At 41.4% G+C, this 25,470-nt stretch carries 35 protein-coding genes; 24 read left to right on the top strand and 11 right to left on the bottom strand.

What is annotated here, in order from left to right; translation table 11 throughout:
- The first annotated feature begins 727 nt into the window (after nt 1-727).
- The 20 genes from MHB49_RS21105 to MHB49_RS21010 all read left to right on the top strand — a co-directional run bounded on the left by MHB49_RS21105 (nt 728) and on the right by MHB49_RS21010 (nt 14,928).
- A complete protein-coding gene (locus MHB49_RS21105) occupies nt 728-1,576 on the top strand; it encodes a hypothetical protein (RefSeq protein ID WP_405152884.1) in 849 nt (282 codons plus the stop codon).
- A gap of 71 nt (nt 1,577-1,647) precedes the next feature.
- Entirely contained in the window at nt 1,648-1,851 is a 204-nt protein-coding gene (locus tag MHB49_RS21100; protein WP_405152883.1) for a hypothetical protein, read from the top strand.
- A 68-nt stretch (nt 1,852-1,919) separates the two neighbouring features.
- Nucleotides 1,920-2,138 (top strand): hypothetical protein, encoded by a 219-nt coding sequence (locus MHB49_RS21095; protein WP_405152882.1) that lies wholly within the window; start codon nt 1,920-1,922, stop codon nt 2,136-2,138.
- A gap of 229 nt (nt 2,139-2,367) precedes the next feature.
- Nucleotides 2,368-3,345, top strand: a complete 978-nt coding sequence (locus MHB49_RS21090) for a S8 family peptidase (RefSeq protein ID WP_405152881.1) — start codon at nt 2,368-2,370, stop codon at nt 3,343-3,345.
- A 202-nt stretch (nt 3,346-3,547) separates the two neighbouring features.
- Nucleotides 3,548-4,996, top strand: a complete 1,449-nt coding sequence (locus MHB49_RS21085; RefSeq protein ID WP_405152880.1) for a hypothetical protein — start codon at nt 3,548-3,550, stop codon at nt 4,994-4,996.
- A 139-nt stretch (nt 4,997-5,135) separates the two neighbouring features.
- Nucleotides 5,136-5,807 (top strand): hypothetical protein, encoded by a 672-nt coding sequence (locus tag MHB49_RS21080; RefSeq protein WP_405152879.1) that lies wholly within the window; start codon nt 5,136-5,138, stop codon nt 5,805-5,807.
- Nucleotides 5,808-5,819: 12 nt separating this feature from the next.
- Nucleotides 5,820-6,329, top strand: coding sequence for a hypothetical protein (locus MHB49_RS21075; protein ID WP_405152878.1), 510 nt, complete (start codon nt 5,820-5,822; stop codon nt 6,327-6,329).
- Nucleotide 6,330: 1 nt separating this feature from the next.
- Complete coding sequence (locus tag MHB49_RS21070) at nt 6,331-6,699, top strand: head decoration protein (protein WP_405152877.1); 369 nt, start codon at nt 6,331-6,333, stop codon at nt 6,697-6,699.
- Nucleotides 6,700-6,714: 15 nt separating this feature from the next.
- On the top strand, nt 6,715-7,728 hold the full coding sequence (locus MHB49_RS21065; RefSeq protein ID WP_405152876.1) for a major capsid protein: 1,014 nt from the start codon (nt 6,715-6,717) through the stop codon (nt 7,726-7,728).
- Nucleotides 7,729-7,742: 14 nt separating this feature from the next.
- Nucleotides 7,743-8,153, top strand: a complete 411-nt coding sequence (locus MHB49_RS21060; protein ID WP_405152875.1) for a hypothetical protein — start codon at nt 7,743-7,745, stop codon at nt 8,151-8,153.
- Nucleotides 8,134-8,577, top strand: a complete 444-nt coding sequence (locus MHB49_RS21055) for a hypothetical protein (RefSeq protein WP_405157205.1) — start codon at nt 8,134-8,136, stop codon at nt 8,575-8,577. The genes MHB49_RS21060 and MHB49_RS21055 overlap by 20 nt, the downstream gene beginning before the upstream one ends.
- A complete protein-coding gene (locus MHB49_RS21050; RefSeq protein WP_405152874.1) occupies nt 8,577-9,152 on the top strand; it encodes a hypothetical protein in 576 nt (191 codons plus the stop codon). Before MHB49_RS21055 ends, MHB49_RS21050 begins: the two co-directional genes overlap by 1 nt.
- Entirely contained in the window at nt 9,149-9,727 is a 579-nt protein-coding gene (locus MHB49_RS21045) for a hypothetical protein (protein ID WP_405152873.1), read from the top strand. Before MHB49_RS21050 ends, MHB49_RS21045 begins: the two co-directional genes overlap by 4 nt.
- Entirely contained in the window at nt 9,724-10,158 is a 435-nt protein-coding gene (locus tag MHB49_RS21040) for a hypothetical protein (protein WP_405152872.1), read from the top strand. The genes MHB49_RS21045 and MHB49_RS21040 overlap by 4 nt, the downstream gene beginning before the upstream one ends.
- A 10-nt stretch (nt 10,159-10,168) precedes the next feature.
- A complete protein-coding gene (locus tag MHB49_RS21035) occupies nt 10,169-10,375 on the top strand; it encodes a hypothetical protein (RefSeq protein ID WP_405152871.1) in 207 nt (68 codons plus the stop codon).
- 29 nt (nt 10,376-10,404) lie between these two features.
- The gene (locus MHB49_RS21030) at nt 10,405-11,175 is read left to right on the top strand and encodes a hypothetical protein (protein WP_405152870.1); all 771 of its coding nucleotides are present in this window, start codon (nt 10,405-10,407) and stop codon (nt 11,173-11,175) included.
- Nucleotides 11,176-11,293: 118 nt separating this feature from the next.
- Nucleotides 11,294-11,629: a hypothetical protein gene (locus tag MHB49_RS21025; protein WP_405152869.1), complete on the top strand. Its 336-nt coding sequence runs from the start codon at nt 11,294-11,296 to the stop codon at nt 11,627-11,629.
- Nucleotides 11,630-11,768: 139 nt separating this feature from the next.
- A complete protein-coding gene (locus MHB49_RS21020) occupies nt 11,769-11,915 on the top strand; it encodes a hypothetical protein (RefSeq protein ID WP_405152868.1) in 147 nt (48 codons plus the stop codon).
- Between the two features lie 12 nt (nt 11,916-11,927).
- Nucleotides 11,928-14,060, top strand: a complete 2,133-nt coding sequence (locus MHB49_RS21015; RefSeq protein WP_405152867.1) for a phage tail tape measure protein — start codon at nt 11,928-11,930, stop codon at nt 14,058-14,060.
- A complete protein-coding gene (locus MHB49_RS21010) occupies nt 14,047-14,928 on the top strand; it encodes a hypothetical protein (protein WP_405152866.1) in 882 nt (293 codons plus the stop codon). The genes MHB49_RS21015 and MHB49_RS21010 overlap by 14 nt, the downstream gene beginning before the upstream one ends.
- Before the next feature lie 93 nt (nt 14,929-15,021).
- On the opposite strand, the gene MHB49_RS21005 is transcribed toward MHB49_RS21010, so the two are convergent.
- Nucleotides 15,022-15,747, bottom strand: a complete 726-nt coding sequence (locus tag MHB49_RS21005; RefSeq protein WP_405157204.1) for an IS3 family transposase — start codon at nt 15,745-15,747, stop codon at nt 15,022-15,024.
- A gap of 20 nt (nt 15,748-15,767) precedes the next feature.
- Nucleotides 15,768-16,448, bottom strand: a complete 681-nt coding sequence (locus tag MHB49_RS21000; protein WP_405152865.1) for a helix-turn-helix domain-containing protein — start codon at nt 16,446-16,448, stop codon at nt 15,768-15,770.
- Between the two features lie 41 nt (nt 16,449-16,489).
- On the opposite strand from MHB49_RS21000, the gene MHB49_RS20995 reads away from it, so the two are divergent.
- Nucleotides 16,490-16,675 (top strand): IS3 family transposase, encoded by a 186-nt coding sequence (locus tag MHB49_RS20995; RefSeq protein ID WP_405152864.1) that lies wholly within the window; start codon nt 16,490-16,492, stop codon nt 16,673-16,675.
- Between the two features lie 139 nt (nt 16,676-16,814).
- Here MHB49_RS20995 and MHB49_RS20990 read toward each other — a convergent pair whose 3' ends face one another.
- The 3 genes from MHB49_RS20990 to MHB49_RS20980 form a co-directional block, all read right to left on the bottom strand.
- Nucleotides 16,815-17,282 (bottom strand): hypothetical protein, encoded by a 468-nt coding sequence (locus MHB49_RS20990; protein ID WP_405152863.1) that lies wholly within the window; start codon nt 17,280-17,282, stop codon nt 16,815-16,817.
- A 260-nt stretch (nt 17,283-17,542) separates the two neighbouring features.
- Nucleotides 17,543-18,076, bottom strand: coding sequence for a hypothetical protein (locus MHB49_RS20985; RefSeq protein WP_405152862.1), 534 nt, complete (start codon nt 18,074-18,076; stop codon nt 17,543-17,545).
- 54 nt (nt 18,077-18,130) lie between these two features.
- Nucleotides 18,131-18,682, bottom strand: coding sequence for a hypothetical protein (locus MHB49_RS20980; protein WP_405152861.1), 552 nt, complete (start codon nt 18,680-18,682; stop codon nt 18,131-18,133).
- A gap of 122 nt (nt 18,683-18,804) precedes the next feature.
- Between MHB49_RS20980 and MHB49_RS20975 the strand changes: the two genes are divergently transcribed.
- Nucleotides 18,805-18,981 carry a hypothetical protein gene (locus MHB49_RS20975; protein WP_405152860.1) on the top strand — a complete coding sequence of 59 codons (177 nt, stop codon included), beginning with the start codon at nt 18,805-18,807 and terminating at the stop codon, nt 18,979-18,981.
- Between the two features lie 490 nt (nt 18,982-19,471).
- On the opposite strand, the gene MHB49_RS20970 is transcribed toward MHB49_RS20975, so the two are convergent.
- The 5 genes from MHB49_RS20970 to MHB49_RS20950 all read right to left on the bottom strand — a co-directional run bounded on the left by MHB49_RS20970 (nt 19,472) and on the right by MHB49_RS20950 (nt 23,601).
- Entirely contained in the window at nt 19,472-20,269 is a 798-nt protein-coding gene (locus MHB49_RS20970) for a hypothetical protein (RefSeq protein ID WP_405152859.1), read from the bottom strand.
- Nucleotides 20,270-20,418: 149 nt separating this feature from the next.
- Nucleotides 20,419-21,090 (bottom strand): SOS response-associated peptidase, encoded by a 672-nt coding sequence (locus tag MHB49_RS20965; RefSeq protein WP_405152858.1) that lies wholly within the window; start codon nt 21,088-21,090, stop codon nt 20,419-20,421.
- Between the two features lie 36 nt (nt 21,091-21,126).
- Nucleotides 21,127-21,984: an ATP-dependent DNA ligase gene (locus MHB49_RS20960; protein WP_405152857.1), complete on the bottom strand. Its 858-nt coding sequence runs from the start codon at nt 21,982-21,984 to the stop codon at nt 21,127-21,129.
- A 79-nt stretch (nt 21,985-22,063) separates the two neighbouring features.
- The gene (locus tag MHB49_RS20955; RefSeq protein ID WP_405152856.1) at nt 22,064-22,414 is read right to left on the bottom strand and encodes a hypothetical protein; all 351 of its coding nucleotides are present in this window, start codon (nt 22,412-22,414) and stop codon (nt 22,064-22,066) included.
- 548 nt (nt 22,415-22,962) lie between these two features.
- The gene (locus MHB49_RS20950; protein WP_405152855.1) at nt 22,963-23,601 is read right to left on the bottom strand and encodes a bZIP transcription factor; all 639 of its coding nucleotides are present in this window, start codon (nt 23,599-23,601) and stop codon (nt 22,963-22,965) included.
- A gap of 265 nt (nt 23,602-23,866) precedes the next feature.
- Between MHB49_RS20950 and MHB49_RS20945 the strand changes: the two genes are divergently transcribed.
- Nucleotides 23,867-24,049 (top strand): hypothetical protein, encoded by a 183-nt coding sequence (locus MHB49_RS20945; protein WP_405152854.1) that lies wholly within the window; start codon nt 23,867-23,869, stop codon nt 24,047-24,049.
- A 108-nt stretch (nt 24,050-24,157) separates the two neighbouring features.
- Nucleotides 24,158-24,370, top strand: coding sequence for a YolD-like family protein (locus tag MHB49_RS20940; RefSeq protein ID WP_405157203.1), 213 nt, complete (start codon nt 24,158-24,160; stop codon nt 24,368-24,370).
- 584 nt (nt 24,371-24,954) lie between these two features.
- Here MHB49_RS20940 and MHB49_RS20935 read toward each other — a convergent pair.
- Nucleotides 24,955-25,017 carry a hypothetical protein gene (locus tag MHB49_RS20935; RefSeq protein ID WP_405157202.1) on the bottom strand — a complete coding sequence of 21 codons (63 nt, stop codon included), beginning with the start codon at nt 25,015-25,017 and terminating at the stop codon, nt 24,955-24,957.
- Between the last annotated feature and the right edge of the window lie 453 nt (nt 25,018-25,470).

Raw genomic sequence — 25,470 nt, 5'->3', positions numbered from 1 at the left:
TTGCGGCGACCGTTTCGGACGCATGCTTTTAGGACGTAACACCAACTTCATACATATCACATTTAAAGTCGTTCCTTCTTGGATCGGCTTTTTTTTATTGGAGGAATTTAAGTGATAAGCAGCAGAAGACGTAAAAGGAAACGGGCACGACCCAACAAGCAGCCTGAGAAATGCAAAGGTTGTGTATGGGGCAGCTGGGATGGAGTTAAGCAATTTTGTCCCAAACCTCCTGATTGTTGTGTTAGAAAGGAAAAACCTTCCTGAATGTCGAAAGTGGACGTAAGAAAGGGGGATTGACATGGAACATAGCTTTGTTGATGGGTTTTACTCATTCGTTAGAAAGCAAGCTAAGGAGTACCCATGTCTGGGCTGTATGGGTTATAACAACGAGCCGAAAACAAGAAAATTCATCAGTTCTACAAAGGCGGAAGTAACCTTGGAATGTCGAGACTGTAGTAGTGAACGGGTGGTAACTATAACAATGAGGGATAAACAATAAGCAAGTCGCCTTTGTGCGGCTTTTTCTTTTGCTCTCATATGACAGAATGTGAGCCGTTCTGAGCTTCTTAACATGAGAACGTCCGGGTTTGCAGGGATTAGTCTATTGAAGAGCGGAGAACAGCAACTGAGCGAGCCTACGCGCGAATATGAAGCTCACCCAAACGTGGAAACCAACTCAACACAAATGTTATAATATGTTATTCATTGTAGAGTTGGGGAGGATTGAATGGATAATAACGATCGTGATCTCACTAATGATAATTATCAGACTGATTTAGCAAAAACAAAGTTTAGTCAAGATATGAATAAAATGATTGAAAAACAAGCTAAAATCTTAAAATCACTGGGTCCGACAATTGAGATTTTACGGAAAGCTTCGAAGGAATACTCACCTGTATTTAATGCATTAAAGGACTTTAGCAAGATGATCCGACAACAATATCAGTACATTGAACGAAACGGCGCTTCTCCGTTTTATGATCGAATTCATCAAGCCTCTTTAAAGAATACTAGTTATGGATGGTGTATGTCTGCACATATATCCATTAGTGCATATAGGAAAATAGCTGAAAGTGAAGATAGCCAAGAAGAGAAGGATAGACTGTTTGTAATGGAATTTGAAGCGGAAAATTTCGATCTGTATGAGGCAGAGAAGAACCAAATCATTATGACAGCGCATCAAGAATGGCGGGCGTTCTATGAAGAATGTTTTTATCTAATTGACCATCAGAGGTATCAAGCAGTCGTTCCTTCTTTTATATCTGCTATTGAACATGAACTACTCTTTGAACAAACCAGTGCTTATGGAACAAGATTGATTCGCAGAGTAGAAACTTCATTTGAAAATCAAGATCAAACTTCTTTTCTTTACGCACTCAGCACCTCTGTGCTTAATCTTTTAAAAAGCAATATTTTCCTGAACCATCAATTTGATGAGGATAGGCCCCCGTTAATCAACAGAAACTGGGTTCTACATGGGCGTGATAATCCTTCCCTCTGGGGAAAACAAGATGTTTATAAACTGATCGCTTTAATTTCATCTTTAAGAATGTTAAGAGTACATTCAGTAGAATAATAGTGATCAATTGAAGGACAAGCCATAGTGCTGGTCCTTTTTTGTTGCCATAAAACAATGGAGGTAAGGACATGAACATCAGAATCGTTTCAATCAATCAGATTAATGCAGCAGCCTACAACCCCCGGGTTGGCCTTCAGCCGGGAGATCCCGAATACGAGAAGCTTCGCCGCAGCATAGAGGAATTTGGCTATGTGGAGCCAATCGTCTGGAACGAACAGGGCTCGTGGTCGGTGGCCATCAACAGTACAAGATCATGGTTAGTCATAAATTAAAAATGAATTTAGCTCAAAAAAAGCGAGGAATTTGACACTGTTTGTCGAATAATTCGAGGTGGCTAATTATGGATGAATTAATAGAGAAGATAACAGCATTTAGAGATAAACGAAACTGGGGACAATTTCATAATCCAAAGGACCTTGCAAGCCTAATCTCAGGTTTAAAAGGTGCAGCGTTGAGTGACTGGTTCAATTCCCTTAAATCGAAAGGATTGGTGCCGATGAGTACTATCGTAATATCGCTGTCCCTGGTGGCTTGCCGGAGAGAATGGTTGCCTGATTAGACCCATAGTAATTAAAACCTTAGGGACAGTATTAAGAACAAGAGATCATCTCGTTAACGAGGTGGCTTTTTTTATTGGCTACAGGCCATTCTGAATGGAACAGTTTGTCGAATTGGATATCAGGTTCAAAAAGATGAGCTGTGAACTCGGAACTTGAAATATGATGAATGAAATTTATGAAATTTATGAAAGATAACTCTAATTCGAATTGGATTGGAGGAAAATTATTATGAGTCGTGTTCAGCTAGCTCCCACTAAATTGCTATTTGATGAATCAAAGCCTGAAATCATTAGTGAAGAAACTCCATCAGGTGTCAAACTTATTGAGGCTCCTTATATGTGGGACTTGGGTTATAAAGGTAAGGGTGTTGTAATTGCTGTATTAGATTCTGGTTGCGATGTTAATCATCCAGATTTAAAAGGTAGAATTATTGGAGGATATAACTTCACTATTGAGGGTGAAGGGGAGCATGACTACATGGATTATCACTGGCACGGGACCCATGTGGCTGGAACTATTGCGGCAAGTGAAAATCATGAAGGTATTGTTGGAGTAGCGCCTGAAGCTAGTCTTTTAATCTTGAAAGTATTAATGCGAAAAAACTGTAGTTCAACTGATGGATCAATTGGTTTTACTGAGTGGGTCACAAAAGCAATTCGTTATGCACTGTCTTGGAGAGGTCCAAGTGGTGAACGAGTAAAGATAATTTCTATGTCTATTGTGAACGAAAGTGAAGATGACACGGTTAGAGCTATGCATGAAGCAATTCAAGATGCGGTGAAACAGGATGTTTTGGTCGTTGCATGTGCAGGTAATTCAGGAGGAGATTGCGGGCCGGAAAATGATGAAAAGAGTTACCCGGGATACTACTCGGAGGTTGTATCAGTTGCTTCAGTAGCACTTGATAAAACCATGCCTTGTCGATCTACAAACTCTAATATTGACTTGGTTGCACCAGGAGAAATGATTCTTTCGACATTTCCAGGTGGAGGGACTCAAATGGCTTCTGGTTGTTCAATGGCTGTCCCTCATATTTCTGGAGCAGCGGCTCTTTTGGTAAATCAATTTGAAAAAGATTTTGGCAGGAGTCCTACAGAGAATGAATTGTATGCTCAAATAATTAAACATACCTATCCATTAGGTAATGATAAACGTGAAGAAGGAAACGGGCTTTTAATTCTGAAAGGAACAAGTAATTCCTGTTAACATTTATAATTTATTAGAGAGGATGAGCTGATACGCTTGTCCTTTTTTTATTGGTGGTGGTGATGAATGTATGGTATTGCTGAGTAAATCCGTAGTAACGTTATAGTAACTCGATGATATTATATATCCATGGAAGTATGAAAAACTTTAGGGGGTCAGGAAACTTTTCCTGCCTTCTATTTTTATGTCTGGAGGTGAAACTTTGAAATGGTATCATAAAGCCATTTATTCATTTGCGAATTCGGTTCTTCCGACTGCTGTAAAGCGTCAGATGATGGGTTTTGGTAGGATGACCTCACCAAGATCGTCAAGCGGATGGGATATATTCAATTGGCTTCCTAAAAAGTACCAAAGTGCTCACAATATTGATCTGACCAAACTACAGAATCATACAGCAGAAGAATTGCTTGAGATTCTTGTATCTGTTCATCCAGACATATCTCATGCACTATACAACTTTTTGCGTATGGGAGATACGCCACTTTCGTTTACAGCCAAGAAACAGAGTGGCAGTGATGACAAAAGCGGACAGAAGGCTTTGGACTCCATAAAAAATATGCTAGACTCACCACTTCCTTCACCAGGTTACCTGCACGGAAGGTCATTGGATAAACTGGACACAATCCAGCGGATGATGATTATGGTCCGTGGAGCTTGTGCTGGTGAAGTAGTTCTGAATGAGCGTTGTAACGATGTGATTGATATCGTACCTGTTGATCCTGCGACGATTTGGTTCAGGAAAGAAGAGGGGACTAATCGACTTGTGCCTTGGCAATACATCAAGAATTCATGTCCCCGTGTTGGCGAAGATTGGTTTGGTCAGTATAAAAAGATCGATACGCCGACATTCATTTATGAAGAGTTCGATCCGATGATAGATGATCCGTATGGGCGAACACCGATATTACCTGTTCTTCAAGCGGTGTTTTTTCATTTACAGGTTTTGCAGGATTTGAAGGCAGTTGTTCACAATCAGGGATACCCAAGGTTGGATATATCCGTGGTTGAAGAAGTTTTATTAAAAAACATGCCTAATCAATATAAGAATAATCCTGCTGGTCAGCAAAAGTGGTTGACTGAACGTATGAGTGAAATAATGGGACATTTCAATTTGCTTAATCCAGATGATGCCATGATTCATTGGGATAGCGTAAAAGTTGAATATCTCAAGGGTGGCAATGCTGGACCGATGATAGACATCAAGAAATTGATCGATATTATTGATACGCAGATGGCAACCGGGTTGAAAACGTTACTCACATTACTATCAAGGCATCAAGGTTCTACTGAGACTTACAGCTCCGTGGATACTCAAATATATATCAAGTCCGTAGAGTCCGCTCGAAACGTAACCAAGCGTTTCTGGAAGCGGGCTTTTTCTATTGCTGCAAGAGTGAGAGGCGTTCAAACCTTGGTAGAGACAGACTACGCTCCGATTGATCTACGTTCTGAAATGGAGAGAGAGCGTGATCTGAGAGCGAAGCTTAACAACTATGTACTGGCGGAGAAAGAACGCTACATCACTGCCAAAGAAGCGGCGACAGAAGCACGGTGGATTATGGGGCTTGATCCTAATATACCGTCTGAGTTGCTTGCTGGTCTTGAGAAGAAGTATGGGTCTGATGATAACGATGATGATTCAGCAAGTTGAGAAAGAAGATTCGTTTATTACATGAAGGAGGTGAAAAGGAGTAGATGGCAAAGCCAACAACTGAGCAATTAGCGAGAATTAATCAACTTCGCGTGTTCCGCTCACGGAAGAAGAAGCCTATGTGTTTCCTGCAAAGCTTGTGGGTGATCAAATCATCCCACGTCGATTTTACCGATTAACACCGAAATTCCTTCGAAAGATGGCTGTCCAAGCCAGAGAAGGTGTATCGTTGCTGTTGGATCACTCTTGGGCAAATTTAGGAATCATGACAATTCCACTCGGTAGAACCTTTGACAGCCGATTGCAGATGGATGGCGATGAACTAGCATTATATGCAGACCATTATATGAAACTGGGTCAAGAGGTCGGAGACATCAAGATAGATCAAATAGCGGAAGGTATTGATGCCGGAACGATCTTTGATACCTCAATCGGCTTCACAGTAAGTAGTCAAACGTGTTCCATCTGTGGTCAGGAATATTTCGGCGGAAATTGCCCTCACATACGCGGCAGAGAGTATGATACAAAACTCTGCACAGTTGATATTAATGACGGTGATCTTATGGAGAACTCACTTGTCTTTGACGGAGCTTATCCGGGTGCTGGAGTAGTGGGGATGAGCAATGCCACTGAGCAACAACCAACTGTGAAATGGGAAGCTTTATCTGAAGATACGAAGTCGCTTCCTAGCGGCGGACGTGTCTTTTATTCTTTTAGCGGAAAATCCGGTCTTGATGGATTCGTAATCAAGCAAGAAAAAAACAATGTGGCCGAAACGCAGGCCGAAGGAGATGACACTGTGACAGAATAACAAAAGGCTGCTTTGGCAGCATCACAAACTCAAACAATCGCACTGACTGCTGCGAATAGTGTGCTCGGACAAGTCCGGGCTGCGCTGGGCGTTGAAAATGATGCGGACATTACCTCAAAGTTGGCTACACTTAGCGCTCAGGCTGCTGATGGTGCAGTCTACAAGACAAAGGTTACGGAGCAAGCTTGTGGAGCTGGAGTACGTGCGTTGGGAGAAGCGTTTAATACGGAAACTATGAAAGCTATGCTGTCCCACTTGCCAGTATCTGAGATTGAAAAAATCGGCGCGACTTACGAAGCTCAGGCTCAGGCTGCATTGGGTGGTGGTGGTCGTCATACCGAGGGTGAGAACCCTGATCTTCCTGCAGGAGCTGCCAATGGAACAGCGCCAACTAACGCGCAGGCTGCTGGTCAAAAGTCACCAGAACAACTCCAAACAGAGGCAAAGGAAATGGCTAGAGCTGATGCTATAGCTGCCCTCAAAAATACCGGCAGAAGTAATCTGCTGAAGGAGGATAAGTAATATGATTGGATCTCAATACAACGGTGCTCCGGGACCTGGTCAGATTAACACACAGGAATTTGTTGAAGTTCTTGCTTCCACGGACTTGCAAGCGCGGATTCCTGGTGGCGTGTTGCTTGCAAAAGGGAACGGAGTAATTAAGAAAGGTACTGTCCTTGGAAGGGTAACAGCTACTAATAAATTCGTTCCCTATCTCTCTTCAGCATCCGATGGTTCGCAAGAAGCTGTTTGCATTTTGGACAATGATCATGATACCACATTGTATGATATTGGAGCTTCGGCCTGGATCGCGGGCATTTTCACTGAATCTAAAATTACAGGCATTGATGAAGCAGCTATAACAGCACTGAAGCTTTGCTACTTTGTATAAGGGGGAACAAAATAAATGGCAAACGTACTAGACCCGTACTTCCTGACGGAAGTTGTTCAGAACATTCGGACAGATATTAACAGTTTTCGAGGTGCTCAAATCCTGATTAATGGTGTGGATTTCAAACCAGAACTCGGGCTGACAATTAAATATGACGTTACCTACGACGATACCGGCATGACTCCACCTACTGGACTCAATGATCCCTCACCGATCCATTCCGCTCCTGTTGTGAAACAAATGGAGTTTACCAACCAAGAATGGCGTGAAAAAGCAATCATTGATCGAGAAAAAATTGCTACCCTTCGCAAGCCGGGCACCAGTCTTGAGCAAACTTGGGGTGAAGAATACATGATTGAAAAAATGGTAAATCTCAACAAACGTCTTGAAACTCGATTCGAATGGATGCGTTGGCAAGCACTTACAGGCAGCCTTGTTGTTCCAGCAACAGCAAATAAACCTTCGCGGACAATCGACTACGGCGTTCCAGCAAATAACAAGCCGACGGCTGATGTTCTTTGGAACAATACCGCAACTGCTGATCCGTTGAAAAACTTGGATGAATGGCTGCTTAGATTCAGGGGGAGCGGCGCGAGAGGCGTTAAAGTTGTGGCTAACAAAAAGGTGGATACGTACTTAAAGCAGAATGAAAAGATTCGCGATCTGATTAAATTCACTTACGGCAAAGATATTGTAACCGACGGTTCTCTTTCAGAAATCGTCAATCAAAACCTGAATGGGCTGCAATATGAGGTGTATGACGGTGGATACATCGACGATACAGGAACGTTCTACCCGTTTATCCCTGATAACGCCGTAATCATCATTGGTCAAGGCATGACAGGTTCTATAATGGACCTGGTTACCAGCCCGAACAACTACGAAGACATCTTCACTGGTCACACTGGAAAATTCGCGCTGGCTAAACTTATTCAAGGCGACCCTGACCAATGGCAAGTAATCAACGGCGCAACTGTGCTGCCACGTTTAAAATACGTGAACTGGCATATCTTTGCCACAGTGGCGTGAGGGAGGAATGACCTATGACGATTGTAAAAGTTTTGGTTGATGCTGTTGGGGAATACAACGCAGGGGACATCGTAAAAGATGCCCCTGATGGACTAATTGATATTGCTAAAAGGCAAGTTCAAAATGCTGCAACGGGAAAGCTCTTAGCTGAGATTATTGAGGGCGATATAGCTTCTACGCATACTCCATCGGAACGTGAACTAAAGCTTCAGGAAAAGTTGGACGAATCGAAGAAGCGCGAAGCAGAGCTTTTGGCTCAAATTGCTGAACTGCAAGCCGATATTCAAAATGGAGATTTGGACGATGAACTAAAGGAATTGAAATCTGTTGCTAAAGAAATGAAAATCACCGGCTACACAAAAATGAGTATCGAAGAATTAAAAGAGGCCATTGCCGCAATTGGCGGTGACGCTGGTGGCGAATAAGATACTTACGACAGAAACATATCACGAAGAAATAAGAGGGCGTCTAGGCGTTGGTGAGGATGTAGTATCTGACTCCAACATAGACGCTATTTCCGTTTTACCAATCGCTGAAGCGAGGGTTGTAAAGGCAGTTCCAGATTACGCTGATTTGACTGGTGATGACCAAGCCTATGTATATGCAGCAGCTATTTGTATGGTTGCTGCTATACTGGCTCCATCTATGGGTGCGAGAATCAAAAAAACGATGAAAGATTTCGATTTCTCTTTTGAAAATCAGGCAGTCAATTGGGATAGGCGTGCATCACAACTGGTTGATGAGGCAAATGAATTCATTGGCTTGATCTCTAGTTTTCAAGAGCCCTTGGATGCTCCATTATTTGTGTTGTCTGGTCCCACGAGGGAGAAGGAAAGGCGGCGTTTCTAATGTTTAAGGATTTCGCTCACAGGCATTCTCCCTGCACTGTAAATGGGGAACCGGATAAAGTCATTCTGTCCAGAGAAACAAAGGCGATTACGGTTCTTGGTAAAGAGTACATGTACAACGGCCTTTTTGCTCCTAAGTCGCTAGTATTGCCGGGGGATGTCGTGCAGAATGATATGACATTCTTGGTTCAAACTCTCCGCTTTACTGCAACCAAAGACAAATACTGTTCCTTAATCAAAACGAACGTTATCGCGGAAGTTCAACGGTATATGCAGGAGTACGATGCTAATGACAATCCAAAGGGAAGACCTGAGTTTACACCCGTTGCTGCGGATATCATTGGTTTCGCTCAACATGTATCAGCGCAGCTCAAACAAGAGGAACCCGGCCTTCTGCCTACAACATCGTTGGTTCTTCTTTTACAGACGAATGTGGATGTAAGGGAACCAAGTGACCCAGAGCTGATGAGTCCAGACCGTATAGTGATTGCTGGCAAGAAATATCAAGTGGATGCGGTTGATCGGATCAAGTATCCGAATCTTCTGTACATTCAGCTATGCGAGGACCGGCGATGATTACAGGGTATGATGCTGAACGAGCTGCAAAGGATTTGGAGAACAAACTGGCGGTTGAAATCACAGGTCTGACGAAAATCGTTTTGCTTACTGCCAAGACTGGCATCAGATACTACCCTGCTGTCCGGGAAAGCTTAGAAATGCAAATGACTGTTCTGGCGAACCAGATGATATCAGGAGACATCACTGCTGATTACTGGCAAGCCTGGCTTGAACAGTTCGGTAAAGGCTCACTTATGGCAGGCCCAAGTCAAAACCCGGGTCTGGTAAGTTATATGAATAGTGAAGCGTGGAACCGGCTGAGATCAAAGGGGAACCGAGTTGTTGTAGGCCGGGGTAGAGGGAAGTACCGAGCTATTGACGGAACGATTAAGGAATCGAAAGGCGGATATGCAGGCGTTGATTTGGAGGAGCTGGCAGAACGGGGGGATCTTGATCCTTCGTTTAAAGCCACTCCTCCTACTTATTTCATGCGTATTGCTATCGAATCGAACAGGGAGCGGATATTGAACGGAATCAGTCGCGTTATTACTGATTTCCCATATCATCGCTACTTCAGGGAGGTGAAGGGTTGAGTTTGCAATTGTTGGATGCAGTTCAACATGCGCTTAAAAGTGACTTGGAGCTAATGGAACTGCTAGAACTTGATGCATCTTCACCATCCGAAGAGGTAGTGAAGCGTTTGACCAAGGGAATGGAGCCTGAAATCACTGTAAGTCATGAAACTGTGCCTCATATTTGCCAGTATGTGATGCCAGGGCGCTTTTCTCCGAATCAATTAGTCTTCGAAGGAAAGTTTTGCTTAGATTTTTATGCTGGGACTGGTTATGCCGCGAAGCTGCTGTTTGAAAGAGCGTTCCGTATTCTACACGATAAACGGATTACGATGCCAGGTTGGGCGACATACCTTTGTGTACTTACGTATGACGCTGATTTCGCAACCGGAATCCAAGGCGTAAAAGGATACAAGGCTATTTTCGACGTGGACTATCTCCGAATGAATTGAGGTGAAAAATATGTCTGATAAACAGAGTGAGTCAGCGGAGGGGCAACAGGAGCCTAAGGAAGATTTTCCTGAGCTGAAGAAGCTGGTTCAAGAAAAGGTTCGTCTTGCCAAAAAACTGGGATTGATGGACGGTCAACAACCTATCGAAGGATACAATGATACCAAAGATTACAAACGTATTGAAGAGATTGACGCAAGGCTCTGGGAGCTTGTTTAAGCGTCACAAAATAAGGAGGAAATATTAATATGAGACCACTCGTTTTTGATGGTGTAGGTACAATCGTTGCTCGGAATCTGGATGGAACTATTAAGTACGTTGAGGATAAGGTGAACAAAGTTACATTGCAACTTCAATTTGATTGGCAAGCAGTTATGGGTGGTGACAGTGGATATGCATTCCATTACACCGCGGGCGACCTTCAGGACAAGGTTAGCATTGAGGTACCACGTTACTCTGCGGCAATCGCTGATATGTCTCAAGGCGGTAAAACAGAGAAGAAAGAAATTGTGTTTGACGAAACAGAAACGGCTTTTCTGAAGAATGGAGAGTACAAGCTGTCCTTCGGAGAAACTTTGGTAGCGGGCAGTGACGAAGTATATCTCAAGGACCCGGATACTGATGCATTGACTCAACTTACCCGTGTGGCATCAACGCCGACCGATCAACAATATACGATCACCGCTGAAGGATTGATTGAATCTACAACGGCAAATAACGATAAAGAGCTTCTTGTTACCTACAAGTGGTCTAACCAGGGCACGGAAACATCATTCGATGGAACTCGTCGCCCAACAGCATTCAAATTCACCCACAGATTCAAACTGCTCGACGACAAAACGAACAATGAGATCCAATGTCAGCTCACTATTTACAAAGCGCTGGGTGGTGGTACGCTTGACGTATCCCAAGAGCGTAAAAAAGCTAATACTTCCACCATGGATTTGCAAGTCATGGAGCCTGAGCGTACACCAGAAAACCCAAACGGTCATGCAATGACAATCAAATTCGGAATCTAACCAAACTAACCCTGCCGGTCCTCGGTGGGGTTCTTTTTTTGGTAAAAACCATTTGAATTCAAAGGAGAATGAACATGAGCGAAGTGGAAAAAGCAGTTGAAGGCCAAGAAGAAAGACGTTGGACCAGACTTTGAATATTGGAAGCACAGTACGTTTAGCTGAAGGCATTCAGAAGACTATTAAGGTAGGAACGATCAAATTGATTCGGGAAGTTCGGCAGCAAGCAAAGAACCTCAAGGGTATTCGTTTCAGCTATGTAATCGGACGAGATTCTATTGAAGCAACACAAGTAGGAGAACAAGACATTCCAGCCATTGACTGCCCAGCTATCGAGAAGGCATATCAAGAAGCGTTTAATCTAATATTTGTTGAAGGTCTAACGAATGAAGAATATGAACAGGTAGACATGGAGGGCATCAAGGAACTTGATGATGTCCTAGATCGATTTCTATAAGGAATCATTCCCACAAGACCCGGATGACGAAGATGACGATTCAGACGATGAGGAAGAATCAGATCATCCGGGTACGGATTGGCTTGGTCTATGGGCACTCTGTATCAGCAACGGGATATCGGATACAGAGTGCCCTAATATGACCATTCCTAAAATTCGGGCTTTGATGAATGAGAAACAACGTTCTCGCGAGTTCGAAATTGTGTTGCATGGCGGTAAAATTGAAAACAAAAAGCCGAAGAAAGCAAAATACTTATCCGATCTCGGGTTCATCCAGCCAAGATAGAAAGGAGTTACTATGGCAGAGGGTACAAATAAAGATGTCGTTGCTGCGCGGATTAATTTAGATACAGGGACAGTCTTACAGTCTTTCAAAAACATCGACACTGGAGCACGAGGGAACGCAGATGCATTTAAAGCCCTGAATGCTGAGTTATCAACGGCTGAGAAGTCATACAAGAATATATCATCAGCAATGGATAAAATGGCTTTAACTGCAGATCAACGCCGTCAAAAAATCTTAGCTGAATACGAAGCTCAACAAAAACAAAAACTTGCTCAAACTGCTTTGCTTGGTGCCAGGGCTCAACAGATGGAGCAAACCAATCGTTTAATCGATGCAAAAATGCAGGCACAACAAGCCTTGATAAAGAGACGTAACCAGCAGATTGAGCAATCTGAACGTGAGCACCAACAAAAGATGCAGATTCTTCAAAATCGTTCAGTCAAATCAGGACAAGAGGCTGCGAAAGCAACTGGTACGGGTACAGACGAGCTCACGCGGGAACGTGTTCTGCAAGAGGAACAGAAGATACGTGTTGCTCTGACTGAACGCCAGCGAAAAGAAGAAGCTCTCCGGGAAAAAGTGTTGCAAGAGGAACAACGGATTCGACAAGCTTTGTCTCAAACTGAACAGCAAACTAAACGGATGGGGTCCACAATGGATGCTGTCTCTAAAAGTTGGATTGGCAGATTAGGAGACATGGCTACACATGCCGTTGTCTTCCATACGATGTACAAAGCGATGCACGAAGTCACCCAGGCCATGAAAGAAGGTTTGGTTGACATCGAATCAAACATGGCCGGTTACGTGCAGACCAATGAGCATTATTTTGTGCATTTCGAAGATGGCACCAACAAAATGATTATGGACACCCAAAGGTTGAATAAGGAAACTCAACAATTCATCCATACTACTCATGAGCTAGGTTCGAACATTCTGGATGTAACGGAGTCAGCTCGTCTCTGGGGCCGTATGTACAAAGATGTAAACGTAGTACAGGAGCTTGTCCGTCAGTCTACAAAATTGTCCACCGTTGATATGGTGGAACTCGAAGATGCAACGAAGTCCATGGAATCCGTTATGTCTCAGTATGGTGTACACATCAGTAATGCGAATGATGCCATGGTAATTGGTAACCGGGTTTTGGACTCTTGGTCTAAAGTTGCACATGATACGATGGCTCCAGCGCGTGACCTGGGCGCAGCCTTCCAACGTACTGGTAAGATAGCCGCCGAAACAGGCGTATCATTCGACGTAATGAATGGTCTGATCTCCTCTGGTGTTCGGAACACTGCCTTATCCGGGGAGAACTTGGGTAACATGTGGAAAACGGTCCTTGGTACGATTCGGACGGATAAAGCCGTGGATGAAATTGAGCGTCTCGGTGTCAAGACCAAAGAAGTAGTCGATGGTGTTGAACAATGGCGTAAAGCCGAAGATATTCTATTGGATTTGTCCATCCAGGTGACAGACAAGAACTATGACCTCACACAATCCTATGCGGATATTTCTCGCGGGGTTTATCAGTATGCAAAACTAGCAGCATCCTTGAATGTGGGGGATATCCTGCTTGGTACTGCTGCATCTGTAGGTTCTACCGGCTCCACAATGCAATACCTAACCGTTCAGATGGATACAATTCAGCGGAAGGCAGCACAGACAAAAACCTCTCTCCTTGAGATTTTTAACACGGCTGGAGAAGACGGCCTTCGCCAGATGATCAAAGATGTTCTGGACGGTATAGATCAACTCTTGATCGGGTTAACGAAAATACCAACAGGTGTCTATGCAGCCACTGCCGGACTAACCGGTTTGCTTTTGGCATACAAAGCATTACGCGGGCCTGTAATGGCTGTAGTCGCAGCGATTGAAGTATTAAATGCAGCCAAAGCTAAAGAAGCGGCTACGACTGTTGCAGGGACAGCAGCAACAGCAGCAAACAGTGCGGAAAACACAGTAAATATAGTTTCCAGTGAAGGTGTGATTGTCTCTACAGTGCAACAGACTGCTGCTAGAGAAGCCCAAACAGTAGCGACAAGCGCGGCTACAGTGGCGACTAGTTCACTGAGCAAAGCGCAAGCAGTCTCAACCGTTACTATGGCAGCAGCAACCGCAGGGTTATCACTGTTGGTAGGTGCTCGCTTTTAAAAGCGGAGAAGCAGACAAAGCCGAGCGCGATAGATTACAAAGTCTGAAAGATAACGATTCTGCGAGTCAGCAGATGATCAGTCAATATCAACGGCAGATTGATTTATTGCCAAAAATGGTTAATGCGCACAACTCACTGAAAAAAATGATCGACAGTGGAACGCTCTCCTCAAGTAAACAAGAGCAGGCTAAGAGACAACTTGAGGAAGTTTCTAAAGCTCTTGCGATGACAATTGGTCAAGAGGGGTTGGCTCAGCTCGAAGCGGCAGGCTTCACAGACACAGCGACTAAGCAACAGATAGATAATCTTAATCAGTTGATCGAGAAGCAGAGAGAGGCTAGAAAAAACGTTCTGGAAGATCAAAAGAACTCACTGGGAAATCAGTTAACTGCAAACGTTTCTGCCATTGAAGAAGCGAAGTCTAAAATTGATGCTGTAAATAAAAGCATTGCGTCTTTCGGATCAAATATAAACAGGACAGAGCAGCTAAAGACCCTGGAGAATGAACTGGCATCTCTTGAAGCGAAGAACCGTGAACTGCAAGCCGCATTAAGCGATGCTGATGTTCAGATGGGTCAAATGACATTGGAAGCCTTGGACGCACAAAAAGAGATGGATTCTTTAGCAGGTATAAACGGAAAAGTTTCCGAGACCATTGAAGAACTGACTGAAAATTTAGTGGAACAAACAAAAGCCTTAAGGGAATCTGTTCAAGCGAATATTTCATCCGTTTCTGAACTTAATCAAGTAGCAGAAACACTGGCTGATGGGCAATCTCTTAGCGCTCAAACAGTAGCGGATTTAATTCTCAAGTATCCAGAACTGGCTTCGCAAATCAGAAAAACCACTGATGGTTTGGATGTTTGAGGGACAGGTGCTTGAAAAACTCAGACAGGCAAAAATCAAAAAGGCAATAGATGATTTAAAAGCAGAAAGAGATTCAACACGAACGGTCGCATTTTAAAATCGTTCTGCTTTAAAGGTACCCCAGAATCGTTCAATAGGCTGGTTGTCCAAACACCGGCTTACACGAGACATACTTGTCCTAAACTTGTATTTCACTTGAAGTCGCTTGTACTCGAGCGAGGTATATTGAAAGCCTCTATCACTGTGTAAAAGCGGCTCAGCGCCCGGGTTTCTTCGGTAAGCTTTCTTTACCGTATTCATGACAAGCTCATTGTTATTGGAACGGCTGAGCACCCATGAAACAACAGAGTTGTCATATCCGTCAATAATGGCACTCAGATAGGCTTTGCGGCCATTTCCGTACTTTAACTCTGTTACATCCGTGCACCACTTTTGGTTGGGTGTCTCCGCTTGGAATTTTCGGTTCATGACATTTTCAGCGATATGAAGGGCTGGAGCTTTCACGTAATTTGGCCGTTTTTTGCGAATCACTGCTCTTAATTCAAGTGCACGCATGATGCGATAATACCGTTTACGGTTGTAGCTTTTTTTAAGCTTACGATTCAACTGAATACGCATTTGGCGATAACCAAGTATCCCGCTTCGTTTGTCGTAGCGACGTTTGACTTCTTCAGCCAGTGCAAGATTTTCGAGTTCTCTGGTAGATGGCGTCCATTTCAGCCACTTGTAGTAGGCCGATCGGGCAATCTCTGCGAGCTCACAGAGTCTTGTGACCGCATATCCTTTTTCTTCATGCATTTCCTTAATCGCTCGATAGATGTCTACATGCCGAACGAAGGTTAGCGCGGTTTTCTTCGCCGGATCTCTGCCAACTTTTTTGCAAATGCATTCTCCATTTCAAGATACTCATTACGTGCTTCGAGTTCCGTAATCCGAAGCTTTAATTGTTCCTGCTCATCTAGCTCCTTTAGCGGTTTTTTACGACCACGATGATCTTGAAGAGCTTCCTGACCATGGGTTTTAAATTTACGGACCCAAGCGTATACCTGCTGGTAAGAGACCTTGTATTTTTCGATCGCCTTCTGATAATTCAAATCATGAGCGAGGGTATATTGTACAATTTCAATGCGTTCTTCGTAAGTGGTTTTCCGTCCTTTGTTCATGTGTGAGGATCCGATCCTTTTCCGAGTTGGTTTTCCCTCAGTATACTTGGAAATCCATCTCACCAACACACTTTTACTCGATATATGATACTTTTTGGTTACAGCTCGAACGGAGTAGTTCCCGGAGAGTACATCCTGAATCGCTGCCAGTCGTAGCTCCTTGGAATAAACTTTCCAACTTTTGGATTCGTTTAATCCTTCCACTTCATCTGCTTGATATTTTCTTATCCAATCGGTAACCGTGTTTTTATGAACCCCCAGTTGTTTTGCCTCCTGGTTGGGATTGGATTCATGTCGCAGGCAACGCCTTACAACCTGAATCTTTATTTCATATGAAATTGGGCTTCTTTTTGACATTACAAAAACTCCCATCAAGGTAGAGTCGTGTAAGCCGGTGTTTGGACAACCAGCCTATTGAACGATTCTGGGGTACCTTTAAAGCAGAACGATTTTACTTGGAGAAATATGACACGTACGACGATCTCCTGCGAAGTGTACAAACCTATATGCGCTATTACAATAATTATCGATACACCAAACGACTAAATGGTTTATCCCCTAACGAATATCGACGAGCAGCTTAACGAAGAAAAAATAAATCCCCTCAGCTTGGATAACCGAGGGGATTGCACACGGATGATTTTGTTTTTTTGTCTGTCTACTTGACAGGGTGCACTTCATGAAGCTGGAGAGCCTTTTTTTGAATTTAGACTATAATATTGATTAGTTGTATTTTGTAAATTGAATATTATAAGGTTGGTTGTAGTTGTTAATGCCGTTATCCATAATTCTGAAGTAAACTTTCTCACCAGGTTTAGCACTCATACCAATTGCCTCAGCGTATCCAGGCCCATTCCAGTTATCCGTTTTAATGAACTCTATTCCACCGCTTGCATTCATTTTATAAACAATCATAATAATATCGAAATTAGGTGGAGGGGTAGCAATAACGCCAAATGTGATTACAGAAGATCCATTTGTATTGTCTACAAGATAATAATCATTATCACTCATGCTGTCTAAATACTGTGTAGCGCTGAATCCAGAAGTTGGACTAATACTTGTATACATTACTTCCGCGGTTTCAGGAGTATCTGCCCAACCCGTTGCTGCAAAAGCAGAACTTGACCCGAAAGCCATCAAACATGCCGCTGCCATAACAGAAATAGAGAATTTTCTTAATCTTTTCATATTCAAACCTCCCAAATATACTAGAACCAATAAAATAGAGATTCTGTTTTGTATGATTTATTTGAACTTAAAGATGTCGAATAACCTCTTACATGTGACGGTTGGCCAACCATGGTTAAATATACCATATATACTTTGTTATTGTAAATACTTTACATGTAAAATTTTAGCGTTGGAAATACTATATTGGAAATTTATAAGCAATTAAGGACTGTATTAAGAATAAAACAAAGGCGACAGGAATAACCTGCCACCCTTGTTTACTCAAATGTATTCAGTGATTCAAGAATAGATGAAAAAGTTTTTTCTATATAATTTAATCCAGTGTAAACTTGATTCTTAAAATCACTTTCTTTCAGTTTATCTTTGCCATTGTAGTGATCAATGATGTGTTGTATTAGCTCGCCTTTATATGTGTTCAGCTCTTTTAGTTGAGCATTTGTCCCTTGTTTAATTTCCTTAATATTCAGAGAGCATTCTTTTTTTGCGGATGCAAGTAGCTTCTTGTCTGAATCTCTTTGTCCTTTGGCTTTTGCGATCACTTCTTTCGATGCCTTACTTTTCACAACTGCTTTATATTTGTTAATAGAAACTTTATATTTTTCAGATGCGACCTTTACGTTGGCACATGCAGTTTGAGCGAGTTTTTTCAGAGCTACTTTGACTTCTCTCACTTGTGAATTGTAGTCTTCGAAATAGGACTTTTCCACTTCTGATTTAGACATATTAAAAGCGAATGCTTGTACCGGTAGTACTAATACTAGCAGAAATACTAGCGCTATAGTTTTTTTCATAATTTAAACTCCATTTCATCTAGTAAGATTTACTGTTTAATTGAAGAACATTCTTTAGTGTGACAATTTTCCTGAACCAACATATTTATCTTTCTTACTATTCCACTTATAGAAGGCCACAGCAGTGTCCCATCCACCTTCAGGGAAATAATTCTTCCACGCTTGTCTGATCTCACCGGATTTAGATATCCTGATACTTACATCACCAATAATGGAGAGTTTCTTTTTAAGCGTTCCATCCTGGTACTTAAAAACAAATAGTTCAGTGTTTGAAGGCGGATAGTCTAGCGTTATAGCAACATGCTTCTCTTTTGAGGAGATATTAATTAAATGGAAGGTAGGATCTTCTTCGTTGTAGTAGTTCGTATCTATAAGTACTATTACACCTTTAGAGTTTATGAAATAAAAGTTGTTTGAGTCGGTGATCAATAAGTGTTCTTTTTTGTTATCTCCATTTAGATCGATGGATTTACTTACAGTTACGTGTTCTCTGGGGTATTTCTTTTCTAGAAGTTTCACTGGATTAGTTTCAGCGGCATCCGTTGTAGGTGCAATGAGACAAAATAAAATTGATAGTGTACATAACAAAGAAGTAACTTTACGCAATACAATTCCTCCTGATATGGTAATAATTAACAATATTAAATAGTCTATCAGACCTAAGTACAATTTTCTATAAAAATGTATGGATGTGGAGAATGAATACATATAGAGTATTACAAACAGATATGGATTTCCTCGCAGCAGCTTTGACTCAGGGGCATGTATCCGTCTGGCATGTCATGGGTGATCGAGAACATATCATTGACTATGGCGGATCAGTAGAAGAGTATAGCCCAGTATCCATTAAGATTATGGGAAAGAGATACTTTCGTAATACATTTGAATTCAGGGTACAAAAATAAGAGCCTTATACGGCTCCTTAGTTAAACATCTTTATAATAAAAATATCATAACCGTATTCCTCCAAAAATAGGCTTAGACAATATAGGCCACCGAGTAAAAGAAAAAAGCCACTGAAGAAGCAAACTAGTATAGAATTAAAAGCACTTGAACTACCATAATGTTGACCACAATGTGGGCATACATAAGCGGTTGTAGATATTTCTCGTCTACACGATTCACATCTCATTAATTTGCTAGTTGGTTTAAATTTTTCTTTGATATTAACAACCATTGTTTTAAAACTCATATATGACAAGTAAAACAACAAAAAAATCATTATAAAACCGATCGCATTTCCGAAAATATCACTTAAGTTATCCATTTACTCCTCCAAAAACTATGTAATAAATCTAGATCTATTTGACTCAATTAGTCTATCAGACCTATGTGATTATTTCCATATATTTCTGAGTAGAAAAAGACTCCGTGCATTAGCACAGAGTCGTCTCATTAATTGGTCGTATATTCACTTACTTCAAACGTCAAAATCTTATCGAATATCACGTAATCTGTACGCTTGCTGAATGGACCTTTGTTGTTGCTGTATTTATTGATGGCAAATTTAGCTGGTCCATTTCCTGCATCACGAGCATCGTACCAGTTGAGGAATGCATTTACATCACTCATTGGAAGATCATATTCTTTTTCTAGTCCAATTGTCATTGTTACAACTAAAATTGCGCGATTTGCTACAGGTTCATTTGAGTCTGTTGGGTCTGTAGGATTTGTTGGGTCAGTGGGATTTGTAGGATCGGGTACAGAATCCGGATCTTTACTATAAAAAAAGTCGAGTTCATTAATATTGATATCTTCTCCAGACATGGTGTACAAAGTGATGTATCTTACTTTACTTAGTACCTTTCCGTTAGGGATTGATTCAAGTGTCCCACTACCACCATTAAGGGTAAACTCATGCAAGTAACCAACAGATCTATCCTGAAAGCTAATTCTCATACTTTTTAAATCACTATTTATTTTAAAGGAATCAATTGTTCTATCTGTGCCTAAATCAATCATCAACATTCTATTTTTGGGAAGTAAGGTTCCTGTTGTTTCGTTGTTATCAGTAATTAATGTCGTTACAACTTTCGAATCATGCGGTTTTGTAATAAAGTAGTTATCAGGGATCATAATTATGGAATTTTTTCCATTAGCATACCCACCAGTATAGGCACTTACAGATGATAAGGGGATAAATACTGATACAATTAGTGTTAGAATTAAAAATAAATTAATCTTTCTTTTCATTTAAACAAGTCCTCCTAATTTTTATTCAAAGTTAATAATACAAAATTTAACAAGGGTAGTCTAAACAATAATAACTATATATTCAATTAAGTGTTAGATGTAATAAAAAAGCTCTACCGACCTTATAAGTCGATAAAGCTAATAACTCTTTAACCTATTTCTTTTAATAATTCTTCGTTATTATTACGCACATTGCCAACTTCCTTTGGCACATCGTAAGCTCGCATTTCAGACGCTTGATATGGCTTCAGTAAACTAAGCAGCGACTGAAGATCTTGATTATCCCTTCCGAGCCATTCAGCTTCATTCTCAGCTCTCAGTATAACCGGCATTCGATTATGAATGTCTTCCATTAGACTATTCGGTTCAGTTGTAATGATGGTGCATGTACTCAGTTTATTGCCGTCCGGATCTGTCCAGGTATCATATAAGCCAGCCAGTGAAAAGATGCTGTCATCCTTCATTAAAATGCGCATTGGCTGTTTAGCCGATCCTTCTTTACGCCACTCATAAAAACCGTTTGTAGGAATGATGCAGCGTTTGGAACTGATCAGACGTTTAAAGGCTGGCTTTTCGGAAAGAGTTACAGCCCGGGCATTGATCATCTTATTCCCAATCTTGTCATCCTTGGCCCAAACGGGTACCAAACCCCATCGGAGTGAGCCCAGTCTATTGCCGTCTTTGCTGCCGATAATTGTCGGGATGTATTGCATAGGTGCAGCGTTGTAATTAGGCTTGTACTCAAATCCTTCTGCAATAGATGCATAGTACCGATCCAAGATAGCGTCTATGGGATCAGTAATCGTAAATCTACCACACATACAAAGCACCTCCTGTATTGTCCTTACAATATATAATCACACAATAAATTGATCAAACACGGGTATACGTAGTAAGCCGGACTTTGTCCAGTTCCGCATCTTGACCCTGGCTTGTATCTTTGGTTCCAAGTACACATAATCCTTATCCTGGCCAGTTATGAGTTGCTGGCATACACCGCGGAATGCCTGCTTATGCTTTTGATTCGGGCCGTGCTCAATTATTCCTGCTGTTCGTAGCCTGCCGGACAGATCGGGCACAGCAGCAAGCCATCCGAATTCAGTTTTTCGATACCCAGTGATATAGACATCAGCGTATGACCAGTTGATGACCTTCTGCCAGTCTTTGGAACGCCTGCTGACGTACTGACTATCCTTACGCTTGCCGACAACACCTTCCATACCCATCGCTTCAATTTGAGAGAATAGATCTTCTCCAGCGCCTTCTATATGGGGCACAACTCCAAAGCTTCTGGAAGGCAACATGAGGCCATGCAGGATCGCCTTGCGCTCCATAAGAGGTAGCTTACGTAGATCCCGTCCTTGGTAGAAAAGAATATCAAATATAGCAAACGTGGCGGGGAGCGGTTTGGTGAGCTGTTGTATCTTGCTGGACTGTTTGGTGTTTAATCGACTCATAACTCCCTCAAAGTCATTTAGCCCTGTTTTTGGATCAGTGCAAGTGACCTCACCGTCTAGGACAATATCAGAGTCAAACGGCAGAAGCAATTCCGGGTACTGACGAGTACATTCATTATTGTGACGTGTGTATAACCGGACATTGCCGGACTCTTGCGAATATATCAACCGGTGCCCATCAACTTTTGGTTCAAAAATGAATGCTGAATGTGAGAAGGGACCTGGTGCTGTTTCAAGTAACATAGGACTAATAAACATAAAAACACCTCAACCCAATTATAGCGTTTTGCCATAAAGGATTGAGGCGGTAAGTTATGGAGAATATGATATGTATTGATCACTTCATATAAGTTTGTTCAAACCATTCAACGGACTCTGTTAGACTCGCAATTCCTAACACGAAAAGACCTATACCAAAAAGAAAACAGATAAAGATTGAATCACCTAATCCATTCATTTTACCGTAATGTTCACCACAGTACGGGCAAATAATAGCAGTGTTTGAAATTGAACGTCTACATGTTGTACATGGCGTCATTCGGTCTATTTTTATACCTTTTAATCTTCTATAAATATTGATAAAGCTCTTGATAATAAACATAATTGATAATACAAACAATGATAACGTTAAAGCACCTAAACAAAACACACCAAAATAGTCACTAATTTCGTTAATCTTTTTACTCATAAAACAGTTAACCCCTCATTCAAATTTAAATTCTATTAATGTAGCATCCAGGAATCTTCTAACTCGTTGCTTACCCAGCTACCAGTACCACGATTTTCTGATGGACTTATGTATTCGACATCTACATCTTCTCCGCATTCATAGGCCCAACTTCCGTATAATTATTTCGGCAACTCCTTAAAATACTCCTTCAGCTGACGCCCAACGTGTATTGGCACTTGATTTACCAGTTCTTCACTATAACTGTACCCATACTTGTCAAAACCTTTATACATATTAATCGGACAGACTCGGGGTTCTGTTTACTTCTATTGGCATATTTTTTGGAGGAGCTCCGGAACTCCGTGAAAGTTGTTAGGATGACTTTGTAATCTGTAATCTGTATACCGACTAAGAATAAAAAATACATAAAATGTAAGCTGTTATTACTCTCTCCCATGAGTGCTACTATAAAACGACTGGGTATTTTTGTTGTAGATTAAAAAACGAACGTTCTAATTTGCGTGAAAAAAATGGCCCTGCCAACAATTGTGTGGGAGGGCCTTTAATTATCTAATTGTATATTCAAAAGTATTGTCTTTTACCTTAATCACAGCTTTTAACGGTTTATCACTATCAGCGACTTCGTTCGGTATCTCGGCTAGATAATATAACGTTGTGGTTTTTAGAGGATTGACGCTAGTGATGTTGCTATAAGTGAAGTCTTCTCCTCCTTTTTCCTCAACAGTGCTGAATGTAGGGTAGTCATATTGATTATCATATATCAAGGTGACGTTTGCTATTTTATCTGCATCAATGCCTGTAGTATATAAATTTTTAGCTTTTACAGTGAGTGCAAAATATGTAGAATCATCTTCTTTTGATTCGTAGTACGTGTAGAAATTACCGGGTTTTGAAGGTTCAATCTTTTTAGAAAACTTTTGTTTAGAAACTGAAAGCTCCGCATACCCGTCTATCGTTACTGTATCTCCTTTTTTAATTGTAGTTGCAGTAATTTCCTGTTCTTCATTGACAGAATCTGTAGTTGTTTCATCTTTTGACTCTTCTGGTGGTTCCGTTTGCGACACAGTAGGTTCCGCTTCATTCGCTATGACTCCATCACTTTTTAAATCGGCATTAGGTTGAGGTGAGCAAGCTGCGAGTGTTAAAAATGCGGTAATAAGCAAAATACCTGGTACTATTTTCATATTGCTAATAATCCTCCAATTAATATTCTTATTATATAGTCTATCAGACCTAGGAAAATATTTCTATATGTAATTCCAGATATCCCTTAATTTACTGTTGGATAAAGAACGTTTGTTCGCATATAATGTTAACGAGGTGATTAACTTGCTAACGGATTATCAAAGGAAGGTCCTTCGGATCTTATATAACTACAAAGGTGGACGGCGTAGGTTTCCTTCTATACATGAGCTTACAGTCAAAACGGGAAAGCATAAACCGGATGTAATGGCTGCTCTGGACGCTCTTGTGGCTGCGGAATACATACATTGGGATGACAAATCGGATACGTCTAACATAGTTATTTTAGAAGGCTGGGAGCGTGAGGGTGAACGTCCTAAGGTTGACCATAAGCTTCTGGGAACATCGACTATTGGACTGAATATTAAGGGAGGTACTTGTCATGCGTAGCAGACTGAAAGATAACGGGTTGTATGAGACGTCCAGAATGTTTATGCCTGAACACAGAGAGGCATGGTTGGCTCAGTGTGAACAACAAAAAAACGTGGTAAGCCGGAACTGGATGATCAGGAAATTCAACGGATCAGTGAAGTACTTGTTGACTCTTATAATAGAAGTAGTACGGTTGATTTGATATTATTTAACCCTTTCTTCGAAGAGCCGATATCCGGAGTAGTTGTGGGATTAAACTCTGCACGGTATGAAATAAAGTTGATGTTAGAGGATGAGTTCCGCTGGGTTTCTTTAGCCGAAATTGTATCTGTTAATTAATGAGATTGTATCGCTTTGGAATTGTGAGCTTATACTTTATAATATCTGTATAGCATATCATTTTTTTTTTGGAGATTTTCGATTTAACCAACGTCATATAGATTAAATTTATCGCGTTTAATGTCAGAGTAGTAATGCATTCAAAGTGAGGATTCGAAACGAGTTTCTTCATTATAATAAGAAAAAAGGGCGCCCACAAAAGCGCCCACAAAATGCCCACAAAAGTCTGAATAATTATGATTAGTTTTGAAAAGCTGATCACTGATAATACTTGTTTTAAGCCGATTTCTTATGGTGGATGATTCACTTTGAAAGCATGGAACATAAACCGTACACAAGTCCACCAATGGGAACGCGATCAATATATCACGTTGTACTAATTGAATAAGCCTTATACCTACGGGGTTTTTGAGGGTTTAGATGGGGGACGTTTGAAAGGGGACTATACTTCTATTGAGGAGTGTCCCCCAAACGTCCCCCATTTTGATTTTTTGATCCAAGAATGCTGTCGATATATTGTTCATATCTGTCGATATCCTGTTGCTCTAGCTTTTTGGAGATATGGCATATATATCAGAAGTAATTTATACACTTCCATGACCGAGTTGTTCGTGAACAAATTTAATGTCTGCACCAGCTTCAAGCATGAGGACGGCATAGGTGTGCCTGAGAGAATGGATACGTAATTTTCACTTATTTCCGCATGCTTAAGTATGCGCTGGAAGGCATTGAGAAGAGTAGATTTAGGCATGTGGATTTCGTTGTTTCGACACAAAATTCCAGATATCCATTGTGTTTTTTTCAATGATTACGATTGGTGAAAACCCCCAATAGTAGGTAGGTACTGAGAATAAACAGAGGAATGAAAGTCGTCATTACTGGCGGCTTTCATTCGTGTTTAAAAGTGAGGTTAACGGCAATAGATGTAAGGATCAAATGCGGCAAAGTGACGATACAGGACGGTAACTGTGATTGACTAAAATAACTTACAATGGGGTATGAGTTCAGTTTAGATAGCAGTGGAAAAAAGACAAGCCCTAGATCCCTATCTTTTTCCAATGATTTCTCGAACTATCATATTTTAGACTCCATAAAGCCTT

This window comes from Paenibacillus sp. FSL K6-0108, from assembly GCF_045040695.1.
In the GTDB taxonomy this organism is placed as follows: domain Bacteria; phylum Bacillota; class Bacilli; order Paenibacillales; family Paenibacillaceae; genus Paenibacillus; species Paenibacillus pabuli_B.
Note: the sequence above shows the minus strand (reverse complement) of the source record. Positions and strands in the feature narration are given on the sequence as shown.

Coding starts and splice junctions, on each gene's coding strand:
- MHB49_RS20960 (WP_405152857.1), bottom strand. CDS start 21,984: ATGTTTATTAGTCCTATGTTACTTGAAACAGCACCAGGTCCCTTCTCA.
- MHB49_RS20965 (WP_405152858.1), bottom strand. CDS start 21,090: ATGTGTGGTAGATTTACGATTACTGATCCCATAGACGCTATCTTGGAT.
- MHB49_RS20975 (WP_405152860.1), top strand. CDS start 18,805: ATGGATTTCCTCGCAGCAGCTTTGACTCAGGGGCATGTATCCGTCTGG.
- MHB49_RS21045 (WP_405152873.1), top strand. CDS start 9,149: ATGATTACAGGGTATGATGCTGAACGAGCTGCAAAGGATTTGGAGAAC.
- MHB49_RS21035 (WP_405152871.1), top strand. CDS start 10,169: ATGTCTGATAAACAGAGTGAGTCAGCGGAGGGGCAACAGGAGCCTAAG.
- MHB49_RS21020 (WP_405152868.1), top strand. CDS start 11,769: ATGACCATTCCTAAAATTCGGGCTTTGATGAATGAGAAACAACGTTCT.
- MHB49_RS21100 (WP_405152883.1), top strand. CDS start 1,648: ATGAACATCAGAATCGTTTCAATCAATCAGATTAATGCAGCAGCCTAC.
- MHB49_RS20985 (WP_405152862.1), bottom strand. CDS start 18,076: ATGAAAAAAACTATAGCGCTAGTATTTCTGCTAGTATTAGTACTACCG.
- MHB49_RS21000 (WP_405152865.1), bottom strand. CDS start 16,448: ATGTCAAAAAGAAGCCCAATTTCATATGAAATAAAGATTCAGGTTGTA.
- MHB49_RS21050 (WP_405152874.1), top strand. CDS start 8,577: ATGTTTAAGGATTTCGCTCACAGGCATTCTCCCTGCACTGTAAATGGG.
- MHB49_RS20970 (WP_405152859.1), bottom strand. CDS start 20,269: ATGAAAAGAAAGATTAATTTATTTTTAATTCTAACACTAATTGTATCA.
- MHB49_RS21060 (WP_405152875.1), top strand. CDS start 7,743: ATGACGATTGTAAAAGTTTTGGTTGATGCTGTTGGGGAATACAACGCA.
- MHB49_RS21030 (WP_405152870.1), top strand. CDS start 10,405: ATGAGACCACTCGTTTTTGATGGTGTAGGTACAATCGTTGCTCGGAAT.
- MHB49_RS20955 (WP_405152856.1), bottom strand. CDS start 22,414: ATGAGTAAAAAGATTAACGAAATTAGTGACTATTTTGGTGTGTTTTGT.
- MHB49_RS20945 (WP_405152854.1), top strand. CDS start 23,867: ATGGCTGCTCTGGACGCTCTTGTGGCTGCGGAATACATACATTGGGAT.
- MHB49_RS21095 (WP_405152882.1), top strand. CDS start 1,920: ATGGATGAATTAATAGAGAAGATAACAGCATTTAGAGATAAACGAAAC.
- MHB49_RS21070 (WP_405152877.1), top strand. CDS start 6,331: ATGATTGGATCTCAATACAACGGTGCTCCGGGACCTGGTCAGATTAAC.
- MHB49_RS21065 (WP_405152876.1), top strand. CDS start 6,715: ATGGCAAACGTACTAGACCCGTACTTCCTGACGGAAGTTGTTCAGAAC.
- MHB49_RS21015 (WP_405152867.1), top strand. CDS start 11,928: ATGGCAGAGGGTACAAATAAAGATGTCGTTGCTGCGCGGATTAATTTA.
- MHB49_RS21090 (WP_405152881.1), top strand. CDS start 2,368: ATGAGTCGTGTTCAGCTAGCTCCCACTAAATTGCTATTTGATGAATCA.
- MHB49_RS21105 (WP_405152884.1), top strand. CDS start 728: ATGGATAATAACGATCGTGATCTCACTAATGATAATTATCAGACTGAT.
- MHB49_RS20950 (WP_405152855.1), bottom strand. CDS start 23,601: ATGAAAATAGTACCAGGTATTTTGCTTATTACCGCATTTTTAACACTC.
- MHB49_RS20990 (WP_405152863.1), bottom strand. CDS start 17,282: ATGAAAAGATTAAGAAAATTCTCTATTTCTGTTATGGCAGCGGCATGT.